Genomic DNA, 16,520 nt, shown 5'->3' on the forward strand with positions numbered 1-16,520 from the left:
CGCCGTCCCCGAAGCGCGGGCCGTCGGGCGCGGGTCGATCCGCCCGATCGATCGGCTCGACCAGCTCGTCGAGGCGCTCACCGGCGCCGGCCCGTGGCCGACTCACGACGTGCCGACGACGTCGTTCGTCGAGCCCGACATGCCCGATCTCGCCGACGTCAAGGGGCAGCCGCACGCACGGCTCGCGCTCGAGGTCGCGGCAGCGGGTGGCCACCACCTGCTGTTCGTCGGTCCTCCGGGGTCGGGCAAGACCATGCTCGCCCGCCGGCTGCCCGGACTGCTTCCCGACCTTGATCACGACGTCGCATTGCACACGACCATGATCCACTCGGCGGCGGGGCTGCAGCTCCCCGGCGGCGGCCTGGTCCAGCGGCCGCCGTTCCGCGCACCCCACCACAGCAGCTCGCTGGGGGCGCTGGTCGGCGGCGGGTCCCACACGATGCGCCCCGGTGAAGCCAGCCTCGCCCACGGCGGCGTGCTGTTCCTCGACGAGATGGGTCAGTTCGCACCCCGCGTGCTCGACTCCCTGCGAGAACCGCTCGAGACCGGTTCGGTCATGGTCGGGCGCGTCGAGAACGACCGGTTGCCGATGCCCGCGCGGTTCCAGTTGATCGGCGCGACGAACCCGTGTGCCTGCGGTGGTGGCGGCCCGGGTGGGTGCGAGTGCGACGAGCGGGTCCGCAACCGTTACGTCGGACGACTCTCGGGGCCGTTGCTCGACCGCTTCGACCTGCGGGTCGCCGTCCACCGGCCCGATGTCGCCGATCTCCTCGGCGGCCAACCGGGGGAGTCGACGGCCGACGTGGCGGTTCGGGTGGCCGCGGCCCGCCGCAACGCACTCCGGCGCGGCGGTCGTCTCAACGCCGACCTCGGCGAGCAGCAGCTCGACGAGGTGGCGCCGCTCGACGATGCCGCACACGAGCTGCTGTTCGCCGAGGTCGAACGCGGCCGCTTGACCGGCCGCGGCCTCCACCGCATCCGTCGGGTCGCGCGGACGCTGTCCGATCTCGCCGGCTACGCCGACGAGGCGGTCGGCGAAGAGCACGTCGCGTCGGCGCTGGGGATGCGGGCGCAGGTCGGGCTCAGCTCGCTGGGCCTGGCGGCATGAGCGCGGGTTCGCTGGCGATCCTGGCCGGTCTGCCCGCCATCGGTCCGAAGCGCCTGCGGCTGATGCTCGCCCACCATCGCCCCGACGAGGCGGTGGCGCTGTTGCGGAGCGGCCGCGCCCTGCACCCGATGGTGCGGCGTGGCGTCGACGCGAACCTGTTCGACCGGTGGCGTGTCGTGGCAGGCGCCGAGCATCCCGACGCAGCGGCCGCCCGATGTGCTGCCCTCTCGGTGAACGTCGTGGCACACGGCGACACCGAGTATCCGGCGGTGCTCGTCAACGATCCCGAGGCGCCGGCCGCCCTGTTCGTCCAGGGCAGCCTCGAGGCACTCCACGGTCGTCGGGTCGGCGTGATCGGTACCCGCAACGCCACGGCGTCCGGCCGGGCGACGGCCTCCGAGCTCGGCGAGGTGCTCGCCGCCGAGGGGGTCGCGGTCGTCTCCGGGCTCGCGCGCGGCATCGACGGCGCCGCGCACCGTGGTGTTCGTACGTCGGGCGGTCCGGGTCGGCCGGTGGCCGTCGTCGGCAACGGCGCCGATCGGCCCTATCCGAAGCAGCACGCCGATCTGTGGGCTTGGGTCGCGTCGGCGGGCGTCGTGATCTCCGAGTGGCCGCCCGGGGTCCAGCCCGACGCCTGGCGGTTCCCGCTCCGCAACCGTGTGTTGGCCGCGCTCTGCGAGGTGCTCGTGGTGGTCGAGAGTCGCGAGACCGGCGGCAGCCTGATCACCGCCCGTGCGGCCGCCGAGCGGGGCGTCGAGGTCATGGCGGTTCCCGGCTCGCCGCGATGCCGCTCGTCGGCGGGCACCAACCAGCTGCTCGTCGATGGTGTCGCCCCGGTCACCTCTGCGCTCGACGTGCTCACCATGCTCGGCCTCGATCACCGGCGGCAGGGGTCGTCGCCGTTCGATCCCCGGCCGGTTCCCCACGGCGTGCAGGCCCGGGTCCTCGACTGGTGCGCCCGCGAGCCCTCGACGCTCGACATGCTCGTCGCCGGCCTCGACGTACCGGTCGCCGAGGCGGCGCTCGCGGTCGCCCGGCTCGAGCACCAGGGGTGGCTGCTCGAGGCAGGCGGCTGGTTCGAGCCGGCTGGGTCCCGACTGGCGCCCTCATGAGCGAATACCGTGATCGCCATGGCGGAGCACGGCCACTGGCGCCTCCACGACTTCGAGCGGGCGCACCCGTCGCTGTCCGCCCGAACGCACGCCGCCTACCAGGCCGACCTCCGGCTCTTCGCGGACTGGGTCGCCAGGTCGCAGATCGACACGCCCGCCGGCGTGACCCGCACCCTCGTGCGCCGGTACGTCGCCTCGCTGTCGACTCGCGAGTTCGCCCGCCGCAGCATCGCCCGCAAGGCGGCTGCCCTGCGCCGCTACTTCGGGTGGGCCACAGCCGAGGGGATCGTCGACACCGACCCGACCATCGGCCTGCACGTCAGCGCCGGTTCGGGTCGGCTGCCCCGCGTCCTCGATCGGCGCGAGCTCGATCGGCTGCTCGAGGGTCCGGTCCCCGACGGCGAGCCGATCTGGCGCAAGTTCCGCGACGACGCGGTGCTCGAGATCCTGTACGGGTCCGGCGTCCGGGTGTCCGAGCTGTGTTCGCTCGAGCTACACCAGGTCCGCCTGTCCGAGCGGGTGCTGGTGGTGTGGGGCAAGGGCTCCAAAGAGCGCCGCGTGCCGCTCGGCGAACCGGCCGTGGCAGCGGTCGAGACGTGGCTGCGGGTTCGCGGCGAGGTCGTGCCCGCCGAGATCGGACCGATCCTGTTCGGCAACGAGCGCGGCAAGCCGTTGACGCCCCGCGACGTTCGGCGCATCCTCGACCGGCGTTCGCCGACGCCGACCCACCCGCACGCCCTGCGGCACACGTTTGCGACGCATCTGCTCGACGGCGGTGCCGACCTCCGCTCGGTGCAAGAGATGCTCGGCCACTCCGATGTCGCGACCACGCAGCGTTACACTCACGTGAGCCGAGAGCGGCTCCGGGCGGCCTACCGGAAGAGTCATCCACGCGCATGAGCATCGTTCCCGAAGATCCCGACCTCCAGATGCACTGGACGAGGTGGCTGAACCGCAAGAACAACGCGTCCCGGGACCACCTCATCGTCCACTACTCGCCGCTCGTCAAGTTCGTCGCCGGTCGCATCGGCGCCGGCCTGCCGAACAGTGTCGATCCGGGCGACCTCGTCAGTTCGGGCGTGTTCGGGCTGATCGACGCCATCGACCGGTTCGACCCCGAGCGCGGCGTCAAGTTCGAGACGTTCGCAGCGCCCCGCATCCGAGGCGCGATCTACGACGGGCTGCGCCAGCTCGACTGGGTGCCCCGATCCGTACGCAGCCGTGCCCGTGAGGTCGAGCGAGCGTTCGCCCAGCTCGAGCACGAGTACGGGCGGGCCCCCACCGACCCCGAGCTGGCCAAGCAGCTGCACATCAGCGAAGAAGAGCTCGCCCGTTGGCTGGCGTCCATCGCGGCCACCACCATCGGTCCGCTCGATCGCGCCGTCGCCGCAGGCTACGAGCCCGAGTCGGTCGACTCCGCGGGCATGGAGTCACCGGTCGCCGCCATCGAGGACCGCGAGTTGCGCGACATCATGAAGAGCGAGATCCTCCGGCTGCCCGAGCGCGAGAAGCTCGTGCTGTCCCTCTACTACGACGAGGGTCTCACCCTCGCGGAGATCGGCGACGTGCTGGGCGTCACCGAGAGCCGCGTGTCGCAGATCCACACCAAGTCGGTGCTCCACCTGCGGTCGCGCATGACCGCAGCCGGCGTCGGCTGACCGGCCCCGCCCGCCACTCGGCCCTCCGGCCCGCTCGCCGATCTCGGCCGCACGCGTGCCCGTCGCACGGGCCCGACGAGAGGTGACCGATGTTTCGACCGATCCAGATCGCGCTCGCGATCACCGCGCTGGCCACGCTGGCCCCGTCCACCGCCCACGCCGCTCCGTGCTGGGCGCCGCCCGTGACCGCTCGCGTCACCGATCCCTTCCGTGAGCCGGCGTGCCGGTGGTGTGCCGGCAACCGCGGCATCGAGTACGGCACTCCACCGGGTACGACCGTGCGGGCGGTGGCCGGTGGCCGCGTGAGCTTCGCCGGCGACGTGGCGGGCACCACCTACGTGGTGGTGCGGCATCGCGACGGCCTGCGCACCACCTACGGCAACCTGCGCCACACCCACCTCGACGACGGCGACCTCGTGGTGCGCGGCGCCCGAGTCGGCACGACCGACGGCCGCCTGCACTTCGGCCTTCGCGACGGGTCGCGGTACGTCGACCCGTCGCCCTACCTCGGCCGCTGGATGCGTCGACCCCGGCTGATCCCGGTCGACGGCAGCCCCGGCCGGCCCTCGCCGCCCGCCACGCTCCGGTGCACGCGCTGAGCGGCCGCAATCGGCGTCGCTCCGGTTAGGCTTGTCCGCTGGCTCAGCGCCCGCTGCGTCACCGACAACGATTCAGCCACCCGTGCCACCTGCGGTCGCTCCGGCGCCCGGCACGGGTCGGAAACCGCACAAGGAGAACACTCATGGCCGTCATCAGCATGCGTCAGATGCTGGAAGCGGGTGTCCACTTCGGGCATCAGACCCGTCGCTGGAACCCCAAGATGCGGCGCTTCATCTTCGGAGAGCGCAACGGCATCTACATCATCGACCTCGAGCAGACGCTCACGCGGGTCGAAGGCGCCTACGGATTCGTCCGTGACCTCGTCGCGAACGGCGGCACCGTGCTGTTCGTCGGCACCAAGAAGCAGGCCCAGGACCCGGTGCAGAGCTACGCCGAGAAGGTCGGCATGCCCTACGTCAACGAGCGCTGGCTCGGCGGCATGCTCACCAACTTCGAGACGATCTCGAAGCGCGTCGGCAAGATGCTCGAGTACGAGCGCATGAAGGCGTCGGGCGAGTTCGACGCGATGATCAAGAAGGAGGCGCTGCTGCTCGATCGCGAGCTCGCCAAGCTGCAGCGCAACCTCGGCGGTCTCCGCGACATGAAGCAGCTGCCCGAAGCGGTCTTCGTCATCGATACGAAGAAGGAGCACATCGCCGTCACCGAGGCGAACAAGCTCGGCATCCCCGTCGTCGCGGTCGTCGACACCAACGTCGACCCCGACGTGATCCAGTTCCCGATCCCCGGCAACGACGACGCGATCCGCGCCAACAGCCTGCTCGTCCGGGTCATCGCCGAGGCCGTCGAGGAGGGCCGCTACATCGCCTCCCGCCGCCCGAAGGCCACCGCGGCCGAGGACGCGCCCGAGCCGAAGCCCGAGCGCACGCCCGAAGAGGAGGCGGCGTTCGCTCAGGCGCAGGCCGAGGCCCGTGCCGCTGCTGCCAAGGCCCAGGCCGACCGGGAAGCCCGTCTCGCCGCCAGCAAGTCCAAGCCGGCCGAGGCCGACACGGCAGACGCGGCGCCCGCCGAGGCCACGCCCGAGCCCGCCGCCGAGGAGAGCGCCGCCGAGGCGAGCGCTCCGGCGTCGTCCGACGATCCGCCGTTCGGCGACGGGTCGCATGCTCCGCTCGCCGACGACGCGCAGCCCGACGGCTTCCCGATCAAGGGCAACGCCGACTCGAGGCTGTACCACACCCCCGACAGCCCGTTCTACGGCCGCACCAAGGCCGAGGTCTGGTTCGCCTCCGAGGAGGCCGCCGAAGCTGCCGGGTTCTCCAAGCCGGCGAGCCAGCAGTAACAGCGAGCGTCGACGCAGAACACGAACGAAGGAAGACCGACCCCCATGTCATTCACCGCCCAAGATGTGAAGGCCCTGCGCGAGAGCACCGGCGCGGGCATGATGGACTGCAAGAAGGCCCTCGAGGAGACCGGCGGCGACCTCGAGGCCGCCAAGCAGCTCCTCCGCGAGAAGGGCCTCGCCGCCAGCGCCAAGCGCGACGACCGCGACAGCAACCAGGGTGTCGTCGCGGTCAAGGTCGACGGCGACGTCGGTGCGATGGTGTTGCTGAAGAGCGAGACCGACTTCGTCGCCGGCAGCGACCAGTTCAAGGCCGAGGCGGCGGCGCTCGTCGACCTGGTCGCCGCGAAGGGCGCCGAGGCCGTCGCCGACCGGGCGGCCGACCTCGAGGAGCTGAAGATCACCCTGAAGGAGAAGATCGAGCTGGGCGACATCGTGCACATGGCGGCAGGGGACGGCAACGTCATCGGCCACTACGAGCACGTGCAGGGCGGCCGTGGTGTCAACGGGGTCCTCGTCGAGGTCGCCGGCGGCAGCGACGAGCTCGCTCACGACATCGCGGTCCACATCGCCTTCGCCCGCCCGAAGTACCTCACGCGTGACGACGTCCCCGCCGACGTCGTCGAAGCCGAGCGACAGACGCTCGAGACGATGACGCTCAACGAGGGCAAGCCCGAGCAAGCTGTCCCGAAGATCGTCGAGGGTCGCCTCAACGGATTCTTCAAGGACGTCTGCCTCCTCGAGCAGCCGTACGCGAAGGACGACAAGCAGTCGATCGCGCAGTTCGTCGGCGACGCCTCGATCATCCGCTTCGCCCAAACCGAGATCGGCTGAGGCGGGCCGGTTCGTTCGAGCGCGGCGTTCCGTCTCGCCGCTCGTTGCCGCCAGGCAACGAGGGGCTCACCGCGCCTTGCGCTCCAACGAACCGATCCCGCCTCAGGGAGACGATCTGGGCGGCGCCTACCGAGCTTGCCCGCCTTGCGGCGGGCTCGCCCACCGTAGGCCCTTCTTCTCGCGTCCGATGGAGGAGCGGCGCGTTCGGAGCCGCAGGGCGCGCTCTGGCAGACTGACGGCTCGTGAGCGACGACGTGCCCGACCAGCCGACCCCTCGCTGGAAGCGCATCGTCTTCAAGCCATCGGGTGAGGCGATGGCCGGGCCGTCCGGTCGTGGCCTCGACGGCCCGACGCTCGACCAGACCGCCGCGGAGATCATCGACATCCGGCAGAACCTCGGTGTCGACGTCGCCGTCGTCGTCGGCGGTGGCAACTTCTGGCGTGGCCGAACCGGCGCGATGGAGGGCATGGACGCCACCCAGAGCGATCACATCGGCATGCTCGGCACCGTCATGAACGCCCTGGCGCTGCAGGACGCGCTCGAACGCCGCGGCCAGCCGACCCGGGTGCAATCGGCGATCGAGATGCCGCGCATCGCCGAGCCGTACATCCGCCGGCGGGCGATGCGCCACCTCGAGAAGGGCCGCGTCGTCATCTTCGCCGCCGGCACCGGCAACCCGTTCTTCACCACCGACACCGCCGCCGCGCTGCGCGCCGCCGAGATCGAGGCGGGTGCGCTCCTCAAGGGGACGCACTCGGGTGTCGACGGCGTCTACGACGCCGACCCGCGCACGAACACCGACGCCAAGAAGTACGACGAGATCGCCTACATGGACGTCATGAACAAGAACCTCAAGGTGATGGATGCCACCGCGATCGCGTTCTGTCGCGACAACGACATCCCGATCGTGGTGTTCGACATGTCGGCCGATCACGCATTGCGCAGCATCCTGACCGGCGGGCACGTCGGCACGATCGTCCAGTAGACCACGGCGAGTCGGCGCCCGCGTCGGGCGTATCTCCGCTGTTCCGGCCGGGCATGGTTACGCTGGACCCGATGATCGACGAAACCATGCTCGACGCCATGGAGAAGATGGACAAGGCGGTCGAGCACACACAGACGCAGTTCTCGACCGTTCGTACCGGCCGAGCGGCGCCGGCACTGGTCGAACGACTCAACGTCGAGTACTACGGTGCCCCGGTCCCGCTGCAACAGCTGGCCGCCATCCAGGTGCCCGAGGCGAGGATGCTGCTCATCAAGCCGCACGACACCGGCGCGCTCGCCGGCATCGAGAAGGCGATCCGCGACAGCGACCTCGGCGTCGCCCCCAACAACGACGGCGTGGTGATCCGCCTGAACTTCCCCTCGCTGACCGAGGAGCGACGTCGCGAGTACGTCAAGGTGGTCAAGCACATGGCGGAGGAGGGCCGCATCGCGGTCCGCAACATCCGCCGGGACGCTCGCAAGCACATGGAGCACGCCGAGAAGGACGGTGAGATCTCCGCCGATGAGCTCGACCGTGCCGAGAAAGAGCTCGAGAAGGTGACGCACGACCACGTCGAGCGCATCGACCGCGCCCTCGGCAACAAGGAAGAGGAGCTGCTCGAGGTCTGAGGTGCGGGCCGAGGGGAAAGGACATCGATGAGCGACGACAGGCGGCGTGATCGCCGGGCCGAGGACGACTTCAGCGAGTTCGGCTCGCTGTTCGACGATGCCGAGCCCACGCAGAACCTCGGCGAGGTCGACGGCAACATCAGCTTCGGCGACAGCGACACCGGTTCGCTCCCGCACTGGACCGAGCCGGCCACCGGCGAGCTCCCGCAGTTCGATCATTCCGGCGCCGACGCCGAACCCGACGAGGCCACCGACGACGAGCTCGACGTGTGGTCGTCGTTCTCGTCCGAATCGCCGGTGTGGAAGGACGACCAGCCGGCCGACGAACCCGACGTCGCCGGCGAGACCGCCGTCCAGTCGACCCAGCCGCAGCGGCGCGTCACCGATCAGCCCACGTCGGGCCAGCACCGGCGCGTCACCGGCGAGTCCGAGGCCGTGGCCCGCGAGCCGAGCCGCATCACCATCGGTACCGACCCGTCCGGCATGCCACGGCGACCGCCGACGCAGGGCGGCTCGGGCCGGCGGCGCGGCGCACCGCCCCCGGCGGGCGCCCGGCCCGGCGCGCCCGTCGCCGCACCCAGTGGCCGCGACATGCCGGCCGCGATCGCCGTCGGTCTCCTGCTCGCTGCGGCGTTCATCGCCGCGCTGATGTACCGACCCTGGGCGGCCGCGGCGTTCATCACGATCATCCTCGGTCTCGCAGCTGTCGAGTTCTACGACAAGGTCGCCGAGCGCGGGTACCGGCCGGCGGTCGTTCCCGGCATCGTGACTTGCGTCGCGGCGCCGCTCGCGTCCTACTGGCTCGGCGTCGGCACACTGCCGCTCGTCCTGTCGTTCGGGTTCATGGCCACGGCCGGCAGCTTCATCGGCGCCCGCAGCGTCGAGGCCGGCCCCATGCCGAACGTATCGATCACCACGCTCGGCATCATCTGGATCGGACTCCTCGGCTCGTTCGCCATGCTGATCCTGCGGTTCTCGACCAACGCCGGGAGCCTGCTGCCCGTCGCCGAGCACCGCGGCACCGACACCCTGTTCCTGCTCGCCCTCGGCGTCGTCGCCAACGACGTCGGGGCGCTCTTCATCGGTTCCGCCGTCGGCCGCACGCCGCTGCGTGGCTGGATCAGCCCGAACAAGACCGTCGAGGGGCTCATCGGTGGGGCGATGTTCACGATCATCGCCATGATGCTGGTCGGCATCAGCGAGAGCAGCGACACCTGGTCCGACTACGGCCCGCTCCTCGCGCTGGCAGTCGTGATCTCGGTGATGGCGCCGATGGGCGACCTCGTGGAGAGCATGTTCAAGCGCAACCTCGACGTGAAGGACTTCGGTTCGATCGTCAAGGGCCACGGCGGGATCCTCGATCGCTTCGACGGCTTCCTCTTCACGTTGCCGGCGGTCTACTACCTGACGCTCGTGCTCGAACCCTGGGCCAGCTGAGTCCGGTCGCCGGCTGATCGTGGCCCCGGTTCGCGTCGCCGTCGCCGGCTCGACCGGTTCGATCGGCACGCAGACGCTCGAGGTCGTCGAAGCCGAGGGACCGGACGCCTACGACGTCGTCGGCCTCGGTGTCGGCTCATCGGTCGACGTCGTGGTCGAACAGGCGCGCCGGCACCGTCCAGACGTGGTCGCGGTCGCCGACGAGACGGCCAGGGCCGAGGTGTCAGCCGCGCTTCCCGGCGTCGACGTCGTGGCCGACCAAGCCGACCTCGTCGAGCCGGCCGACGTCGTCATCAACGGCGTGGTCGGGTTCGCCGGTCTCCCGGTCACGACCGCGACGCTCCGCGCCGGCAAGCGCCTCGGGCTCGCGAACAAGGAGAGCCTCATCGCCGCCGGCCCCGTCGTGCAGCCGATGAGGGCCACACCCGGAGCCGAGCTGGTGCCGGTCGACAGCGAGCATTGCGCCGTCCACCAGTGCCTGCGGTCCTCGTCCGGGTTCGCCGACGGCTCGCAGCGCGAGGTCGACCGGATCGTGCTCACCGCCAGTGGCGGGCCGTTCCGTGGTCGGACCGCCGCCGACCTCGCTGCGGTCACCGTCGACGATGCCCTCGCACATCCGACCTGGGCGATGGGCCCGAAGATCACCGTCGACTCGAGCACCTTGATGAACAAGGGACTCGAGGTGATCGAGGCGCACGAACTGTTCGGCGTCGGCTACGACCACATCGAGGTCGTCGTGCACCCGCAGTCGATCGTGCACTCGATGGTCGAGTTCTCCGACGGCAGCACGATCGCCCAACTCAGCATGCCCGACATGCGGCTGCCGATCGGGTACGCACTCGGGTACCCGAACCGGATCACGACCCCGTTCGGCCGGATCGACTGGTCGCAGCTCTCGCAGCTCGACTTCGAGCCTCCCGACCTCGCCACGTTCCGGTGTCTGCAGCTCGCCTACGACGCCGGTCGGCTCGGCGGTACCGCACCGGCGTGGCTCAGCGCGGCCAACGAAGTCGCCGTCGACGCCTTCCTGTCGGGGCTCATCCGCTGGAATCAGATTGCCGATGTGTGTGTTGCCGTACTCGACGAGCATGACGGCGCCGTACCCGGTACCGTCGATGACGTGATCGCCGCTGATGCGCAGGCTCGGCGCCTGGCGGAAGCGGCGGTTCGGCAACGAGACCCCCGATGACGACCCACGACGAACTCCCAGCCCCGCCGGCTCCGAACGACGAGCCTCCCCACGGCCGCTTCACGAGCGAGGTCATGGCGGGCGGCGCCGTCGTCGAGAAGGCCGACGACGAGTTGGTCGGCGGTTGGCGAGGTGCCTTCGGTGTGCTCGGTGTCGTGGCGCTGATCGCGCTGCTGGGCCTGTTCAGCCTCTGGTGGCTCGTCTTCGTCATCGGGGTCCTGATCGCGATCTTCCTGCACGAGCTCGGCCACTTCTCGACGGCCCGCTGGACGGGCATGAAGGCCACGCAGTTCTTCATCGGATTCGGTCCGCGGGTGTGGAGCTTCCGCCGCGGTGAGACCGAGTACGGCATCCGGGCGCTGCCGCTCGGCGCGTTCGTGCGGATCATCGGCATGAACTCCATGGACGAGGTCGCCCCCGAGGACGAGGGGCGGACCTACCGGTCCAAGAGCTTCCCCAAGCGGCTGCTGGTGATCTCGGCCGGCTCGATCATGCACATGTTGCTCGCCATCGTGCTGCTGTTCACCGTGTACGTGGCCGACGGCGAGGTCGTGCAGCGCGACGGTGCCGAGATCGGCATCGTCGAACAGACGGGCCCGGCGTTCGTCGCCGGGATCCAACCCGACGACGTGGTGCTGTCGATCGACGGCGAGGCCGTCGAGAGCTCGGTCGATCTCGGTCGCATCGTCCAGTCGAACGAGCCACAGGAGGTGCTCACGTTCGAGGTGCTCCGTGACGGACGTGAGATCTTCGTGCCGGTCGCCCTCGGCGCCAACACCGACGAGGAGTCCCCGCTGTTCGGGAAGCCGTACATCGGCGTCTCGAGCGGCACCTACTACGAGACGATCGAACACTCCACCGGCGCGGCGGCGGTCAACGCAGTGACCGACATCTTTCCGACGTCGTGGGAGATGACGAAGGGTGCGGTCAAGGTCCTGAACCCGGTCAACATCTTCACCCACCTGGCCGGTACCAACGAGGATCTCGAGACCCGCCCGACCACGCTCGTCGGTGTCACCGGACTGTCCGACGACGTCGGTGAGTCACAGGGTCTCATCGGCATCCTCTTCCTGCTCGCCGTGCTCAACGTGTTCATCGGCGTCTTCAACATGTTCCCGCTCCTGCCGCTCGACGGTGGTCACGCCGCGATCGCCACCTACGAACGGTTGCGAGAGGGCCGTAGCCGCCAGCGCTACTACGCCGACGTCGCGAAGATGATGCCGTTCGCGATGGCGGTGATGACAGTGCTGCTGTTCCTGTTCATGTCCGGGCTCTACCTCGACATCACCGACCCTGTCGGCTGAGCCGGGCCTGTCGCACCGCTTGCGGCGTTGCGTCTCGCCGCTCGTTGCCCGAAGGCAGCTCGGCACTCGCCGCGCCTTGCGAGCGGTGGCGACAGGCTCCGGCTCAGCTTCGCTGACTGTCGCGGCTGCTCGTTGCCGGCGTCGGTGGGGCGGGAACTTCAGCGGGTTGGGGCGTTGCTGTTCGCTAGCTTCCACGGCGGGAGGAGGCGAGCGTGCGATTCACGATGCATCCTGAGTTGCCGGCCGTTGACATCTTGCGGGCGAAGGAGTGGTACCGGGACAAGCTCGGGCTCGATCCGGTCACGGTTGACGGCGAGCCGTACGAGCCGGACGCCGTCCAGTCGTTCGGGGAGATGCTCTACGACACCGGCACCGCGAAGTTCGGGGTGTACGAGTCGCCCCACGCCGGAAGGAACCTCGCCACGGCCGCGCGGTTGGTGACCGATGACTTCGACGCCGTCCACGCCGAGCTGCTCGCCAACGGTGTCGTCTTCGAGACGTACCCGGTCGAGGGGAACTTCGGATCGGACGATGACAGTCCGCCGCCCTACTGGGACGATGGCGCCCTCGTGTTCCCCGACGGCGCGAAGACCGCCTGGTTCAAGGACTCCGAAGGCAACATCCTCGCAATCGGATCCTGCGAGTAACTCAGGCCCGCAGGGCAACATGTCGCGGCGGTAGCGTCCTCACCATGGACGTCACCGAGTGGAAGACCGAGCGGCGGCCGACGCGGCAGATCACGGTCGGCAAGGTGCCGGTCGGCGGCGGCGCGCCGGTGACGGTGCAGTCGATGACGATCACGAAGACGGCCGACGTCGAGGGGACGCTGCAGCAGATCTACGCCCTCGCCGCAGCCGGGTGCGACATCGTCCGCTGCACCTGCAACGAATCCGAGGCTGCCGAGGGCTTGGCCCAGATCGTGCCGCGGTCGCCGATCCCCGTGATCGCCGACATCCATCACCAGTACCGGATGGCCCTGGCCGCGATGGAGGCCGGCGTGCACGGTCTGCGTCTCAACCCGGGCAACATCCGCAAGCCCGACCACATCAAGGCCGTCGCCAGCGAGGCCAGGGACCGCGATCTCCCGATCCGGATCGGCGTCAACGCCGGCTCGCTCGACCCGTCCCTGTACGAGAAGTACGGCGGAGCCACACCCGAGGCGATGGTCGAGTCGGCCCTGCGCGAGATCGCCTACTTCGACGAGGTGGGCTTCGATCTGATCAAGATCTCGGTCAAGGCGTCGAGCGTGCCCTTGATGGTCGAGGCCTACCGCCAGCTCGCCGAGGTCACCGACCACCCGCTGCATCTCGGCGTCACCGAAGCGGGCCCGCCCCCGGCCGGCCTGGTCAAGGCGACCGCCGGGATCGCCACGCTGCTGATGGAGGGCATCGGCGACACGATTCGCTACTCGCTCACCGCCGATCCGGTCGAGGAGGCGCGGGCGGGCCGGCAACTGCTCGAAGCGCTCGGTCTGCGCGAGCGCAAGAACGTCGACCTCATCGCATGCCCGTCCTGCGGCCGCGCCGAGGTCGACGTCATCGACGTCGCCAACCGCGCCATGGATGCGTTCGGCGAGCGCAAGCTGCCGCTGCAGGTCGCAGTGATGGGCTGCGTGGTCAACGGTCCGGGTGAGGCCCGAGAGGCCGACCTCGGCATCGCCGCAGGCAACAAGCGCGGCCACCTCTTCGTGAAGGGTCGCAACATCGCAGTGGTGCCCGAGGACGAGATGGTCGACGCGCTGGTCGAATGGGCCGAGTTCATCAACGAGCACGGCATCGAGGCCGCCATCGAGCGGGCCGACACCGCCCGCGCCGAGCGCGAAGCGGCCAAGGATCGGTCGGCGCTGCTCGCCGCCCAGGGCGACGACGCCAACCAGTCGGCCGAGAAGATCGTCGAGATCCGCAAGACGGTCTCCGGCTGATTCGCCGTTCCACCCGGCAGGGTGTGAACATCGCCGCATGCAACCAACTGAGGTCATGCGAGCCACCGAGGCGATCGGGCGGATCGGTGCTGCGTTCTACTTCCGAAGCGAGACGGTCGCCTGCGGCAAGGAGGCGGGCCTCGACGGGTTCCGCTTCTACGTGCTCGGGCGGGGCGGCGTGCTGGGCGATGTCGAGTCCGACGTCGTGCGTGCCGCCTTCGGGTACTTCCACCCCGGACTCGTCGCCAAGATGTGGAACTCGGCCCGCGAGGTGATGGCGCCGCGCGACGCAGCCCGGCTCTACATCGGGTGCGCACACGACCTCGGACGCGCCCAGTTCGGCGACATCGAGGGCCTCGACGGCTTCGTCGATGCCGCGACCCAGGTGATCGGCTCGGTCGAGGGCATCTCGATGCCGCTGTTCGTAGCGGTGCGGGCCGAGCCGGTGCCCGACGACACGCCGGCCGCCGCCATGCACCAGGCCATGGTGCTGCGCGAGCTGCGCGGCAGCGTTCACCTGCTGGCGATCGCGGCGCAGGCCCTCAAGAGCGAGGTCGCACACGCGATCCGGCGCCCCGACGACATCGCGATGTTCGGCTGGACCGAGCCGCCCGAGGTCTCCGACCAGGATCACGACAAGTGGCACGACGCCGAGCGGCTCACCGACGAGCTGCTCGACGAGGCGTACTCGAGCCTCGGCGCGGAGCAGATCGACGCACTGGTCTCGGGCACCGAGGCGATGGCGGCAGCGCTCGGCGTCTAGGGGTTCGAGTCGGTGACGACGTAGGTGATCTCGTCCGGCACGAACACGTCGCCGGGCTCGCAGTACCACGTGGTGCCGGTCAGTTCGATCGCCAGTTCATGGGTGGTCGCGGTGTGCGGCTCGCCCGGCGCGAGGCGCACCAGCGCGACGCCTGCCGCCGGGAGTTCGTAGCGGGCTCCGTCGGCGAGTACCGGAGTGTCGAGCGGCGTCGCGTCGACGGTGCGCAAGAGCTCGTCGACGTCGACCGGTTTCACCGTGAGCCCGCCCCGAACCACGTTGTCGCTCGCACCCATGAGCTCGATCCCCGCGCCGTGGAGGTAGGCGTGCAGGTTGCCGGCGTCGAGTCGAAGCGCCTGCCCCGGTTCGAGGACGACGAGGTTGAGGAGCAGCGTGGCAGCGACGCTGGGCTCACCTGGGTAGCGGACATCGAGCTTGCGGACCCACTCGGCTTCGGGACGGTCGCCCGTTCGACACGCCTCGATCGCCGGCCGCGCATCGATCGCCCCCCGGTACAGGCCGTTCAGTGCGCGTGCCGGCCCGTCCGCTGCGAGCACGTCCGCGAGCTGCTCGATCCCGAGGTCGTGCAACAGGTCGAGCGTCGCCTCGACGGGCCGGACGCCGCACAGCGCCTGGAACGGTGTCAGCGCACAGAGCAGCTCGGGCTTCGGGTTGGGGTCGGGGAAGATGCCGCGGGCGTGGCCGTCACGCGCCTGATCGACGGTGGGGTGCGTCTGCAGCGACAGGGGCTCGGCGGCCGCGAGCACCTTGAGGAGGTAGGGAAGCGGGCCGGTGCGATCCTCGAGCGGCGTGCCATCGTCCAACCGGGACGGACCGTTCGGGTGCGTGCCGAGCCAGAGCTCGGCCCACGGCCTGCCGTCGGGCTCGAGGCCGAGCAGATCGGGGATGAACGCCGGATCGCCCCATGCGTAGTGTTGGACGACACCTTCGACCCGCTGCACGATCGCCGAGACTACGAGAACCGCGGCGGCCGGCGCGGCACCGCACGAGGCTGCGCAGAGGACGAACCGATGAGCGCCCGCCGGGTGTGTTCAGGCGAGTCCGAGCTCGCCGGCTCTCGCCGTCACCGCGTCCGACTCCGCGCCGATCGTCGTCGACTCGCCGTGGCCGGTGTGCACCACAGTCTCGGGCGGCAGCGTCAGCAGGGTCGAGATGATCGACCGCAGGATCGTCGGCTCGTCGCTGTAGCTGCGCCCGGTCGCGCCGGGGCCGCCGCAGAACAGCGTGTCCCCGGAGAACACGGTGTCCGAGCCGGCGTCGTGGAAGCAGCAGCACCCGGGGGAGTGCCCCGGCGTGTGCAGCACGCGGAGCTCGTGCCCGGCGACCGAGATCGCCTCGCCGGGAGTCAGGTCGCCGTCGGGTGCCTCGCCGGGCCACACGACGTCCCAGAGCATCCGGTCGTCGGGGTGGATCAGGACGGGTGCATCGACCGCGTCACGGAGCGGCACGGCAGCGTTGATGTGGTCGTTGTGGCCGTGCGTCAGGACGATCGCACGGACTCGCCGGCCGCCGACACCCTCGACGATCGGCTCGTGGTCGTGAGCGGCGTCGAAGACGATCACCTCGCGGTCGTCGCCGACCAGCCAGATGTTGTTGGTGACCTCCCACTCGCCGCCGTCGAGGGCGAAGATGCCGTCGGTCGTGATCAGCTCGACGGGCACGAC

At 70.1% G+C, this 16,520-nt stretch carries 16 protein-coding genes and 1 pseudogene; 15 read left to right on the forward strand and 2 right to left on the reverse strand.

Annotated elements, in window-relative coordinates:
• From QNJ12_RS07325 to QNJ12_RS07395, 15 genes and pseudogenes are all read left to right on the forward strand, one after another.
• Positions 1 to 1,108: ATP-binding protein (locus QNJ12_RS07325; RefSeq protein ID WP_300620944.1), on the forward strand; the 1,108-nt coding region annotated here is incomplete at its 5' end.
• Positions 1,105 to 2,220, forward strand: a complete 1,116-nt coding sequence (locus QNJ12_RS07330) for a DNA-processing protein DprA (protein ID WP_300620946.1) — start codon at positions 1,105 to 1,107, stop codon at positions 2,218 to 2,220. The genes QNJ12_RS07325 and QNJ12_RS07330, both read left to right, overlap by 4 nt.
• A gap of 18 nt (positions 2,221 to 2,238) precedes the next feature.
• Complete coding sequence (locus QNJ12_RS07335) at positions 2,239 to 3,120, forward strand: tyrosine recombinase XerC (protein WP_300620949.1); 882 nt, start codon at positions 2,239 to 2,241, stop codon at positions 3,118 to 3,120.
• The gene (locus tag QNJ12_RS07340) at positions 3,117 to 3,878 is read left to right on the forward strand and encodes a FliA/WhiG family RNA polymerase sigma factor (protein ID WP_300620952.1); all 762 of its coding nucleotides are present in this window, start codon (positions 3,117 to 3,119) and stop codon (positions 3,876 to 3,878) included. The genes QNJ12_RS07335 and QNJ12_RS07340 overlap by 4 nt, the downstream gene beginning before the upstream one ends.
• A gap of 89 nt (positions 3,879 to 3,967) precedes the next feature.
• Entirely contained in the window at positions 3,968 to 4,477 is a 510-nt protein-coding gene (locus tag QNJ12_RS07345; RefSeq protein ID WP_300620955.1) for a murein hydrolase activator EnvC, read from the forward strand.
• Between the two features lie 143 nt (positions 4,478 to 4,620).
• Positions 4,621 to 5,436 (forward strand): annotated as a pseudogene (rpsB, locus tag QNJ12_RS07350) (30S ribosomal protein S2); the annotation flags it as partial.
• A 384-nt stretch (positions 5,437 to 5,820) separates the two neighbouring features.
• Positions 5,821 to 6,609, forward strand: coding sequence for a translation elongation factor Ts (gene tsf, locus QNJ12_RS07355; protein ID WP_300620957.1), 789 nt, complete (start codon positions 5,821 to 5,823; stop codon positions 6,607 to 6,609).
• Positions 6,610 to 6,851: 242 nt separating this feature from the next.
• On the forward strand, positions 6,852 to 7,595 hold the full coding sequence (pyrH, locus tag QNJ12_RS07360) for a UMP kinase (RefSeq protein ID WP_300620960.1): 744 nt from the start codon (positions 6,852 to 6,854) through the stop codon (positions 7,593 to 7,595).
• Between the two features lie 71 nt (positions 7,596 to 7,666).
• The gene (gene frr, locus QNJ12_RS07365) at positions 7,667 to 8,224 is read left to right on the forward strand and encodes a ribosome recycling factor (protein WP_300620964.1); all 558 of its coding nucleotides are present in this window, start codon (positions 7,667 to 7,669) and stop codon (positions 8,222 to 8,224) included.
• Positions 8,225 to 8,251: 27 nt separating this feature from the next.
• The gene (locus QNJ12_RS07370) at positions 8,252 to 9,661 is read left to right on the forward strand and encodes a phosphatidate cytidylyltransferase (RefSeq protein WP_300620966.1); all 1,410 of its coding nucleotides are present in this window, start codon (positions 8,252 to 8,254) and stop codon (positions 9,659 to 9,661) included.
• Between the two features lie 19 nt (positions 9,662 to 9,680).
• Positions 9,681 to 10,850, forward strand: a complete 1,170-nt coding sequence (gene dxr, locus QNJ12_RS07375; RefSeq protein ID WP_300620969.1) for a 1-deoxy-D-xylulose-5-phosphate reductoisomerase — start codon at positions 9,681 to 9,683, stop codon at positions 10,848 to 10,850.
• Positions 10,847 to 12,154 carry a site-2 protease family protein gene (locus QNJ12_RS07380; RefSeq protein WP_300620971.1) on the forward strand — a complete coding sequence of 436 codons (1,308 nt, stop codon included), beginning with the start codon at positions 10,847 to 10,849 and terminating at the stop codon, positions 12,152 to 12,154. The genes dxr and QNJ12_RS07380 overlap by 4 nt, the downstream gene beginning before the upstream one ends.
• A 212-nt stretch (positions 12,155 to 12,366) precedes the next feature.
• Positions 12,367 to 12,801: a VOC family protein gene (locus tag QNJ12_RS07385; protein ID WP_300620974.1), complete on the forward strand. Its 435-nt coding sequence runs from the start codon at positions 12,367 to 12,369 to the stop codon at positions 12,799 to 12,801.
• 44 nt (positions 12,802 to 12,845) lie between these two features.
• Positions 12,846 to 14,075 (forward strand): flavodoxin-dependent (E)-4-hydroxy-3-methylbut-2-enyl-diphosphate synthase, encoded by a 1,230-nt coding sequence (ispG, locus tag QNJ12_RS07390; protein WP_300620976.1) that lies wholly within the window; start codon positions 12,846 to 12,848, stop codon positions 14,073 to 14,075.
• A 37-nt stretch (positions 14,076 to 14,112) separates the two neighbouring features.
• Complete coding sequence (locus QNJ12_RS07395) at positions 14,113 to 14,838, forward strand: hypothetical protein (protein ID WP_300620979.1); 726 nt, start codon at positions 14,113 to 14,115, stop codon at positions 14,836 to 14,838.
• Here the strand turns inward: QNJ12_RS07395 and manA are convergent.
• Positions 14,835 to 15,797, reverse strand: a complete 963-nt coding sequence (manA, locus tag QNJ12_RS07400) for a mannose-6-phosphate isomerase, class I (protein WP_300620982.1) — start codon at positions 15,795 to 15,797, stop codon at positions 14,835 to 14,837. The two genes, QNJ12_RS07395 and manA, sit on opposite strands and share 4 nt — an antisense overlap.
• A 90-nt stretch (positions 15,798 to 15,887) precedes the next feature.
• A complete protein-coding gene (locus QNJ12_RS07405; RefSeq protein WP_300620984.1) occupies positions 15,888 to 16,517 on the reverse strand; it encodes an MBL fold metallo-hydrolase in 630 nt (209 codons plus the stop codon).
• Positions 16,518 to 16,520 lie beyond the last annotated feature (3 nt).

This window comes from Ilumatobacter sp., assembly GCF_030065885.1.
Classification (GTDB): domain Bacteria; phylum Actinomycetota; class Acidimicrobiia; order Acidimicrobiales; family Ilumatobacteraceae; genus Ilumatobacter.

Bases quoted from the DNA above. Each gene is read 5' to 3' on its own strand.
- QNJ12_RS07330 (WP_300620946.1), top strand. From the start codon at position 1,105: ATGAGCGCGGGTTCGCTGGCGATCCTGGCCGGTCTGCCCGCCATCGGT.
- QNJ12_RS07345 (WP_300620955.1), top strand. From the start codon at position 3,968: ATGTTTCGACCGATCCAGATCGCGCTCGCGATCACCGCGCTGGCCACG.
- QNJ12_RS07395 (WP_300620979.1), top strand. From the start codon at position 14,113: ATGCAACCAACTGAGGTCATGCGAGCCACCGAGGCGATCGGGCGGATC.
- QNJ12_RS07380 (WP_300620971.1), top strand. From the start codon at position 10,847: ATGACGACCCACGACGAACTCCCAGCCCCGCCGGCTCCGAACGACGAG.
- QNJ12_RS07340 (WP_300620952.1), top strand. From the start codon at position 3,117: ATGAGCATCGTTCCCGAAGATCCCGACCTCCAGATGCACTGGACGAGG.
- QNJ12_RS07335 (WP_300620949.1), top strand. From the start codon at position 2,239: ATGGCGGAGCACGGCCACTGGCGCCTCCACGACTTCGAGCGGGCGCAC.
- ispG (WP_300620976.1), top strand. From the start codon at position 12,846: ATGGACGTCACCGAGTGGAAGACCGAGCGGCGGCCGACGCGGCAGATC.
- frr (WP_300620964.1), top strand. From the start codon at position 7,667: ATGATCGACGAAACCATGCTCGACGCCATGGAGAAGATGGACAAGGCG.
- QNJ12_RS07370 (WP_300620966.1), top strand. From the start codon at position 8,252: ATGAGCGACGACAGGCGGCGTGATCGCCGGGCCGAGGACGACTTCAGC.
- tsf (WP_300620957.1), top strand. From the start codon at position 5,821: ATGTCATTCACCGCCCAAGATGTGAAGGCCCTGCGCGAGAGCACCGGC.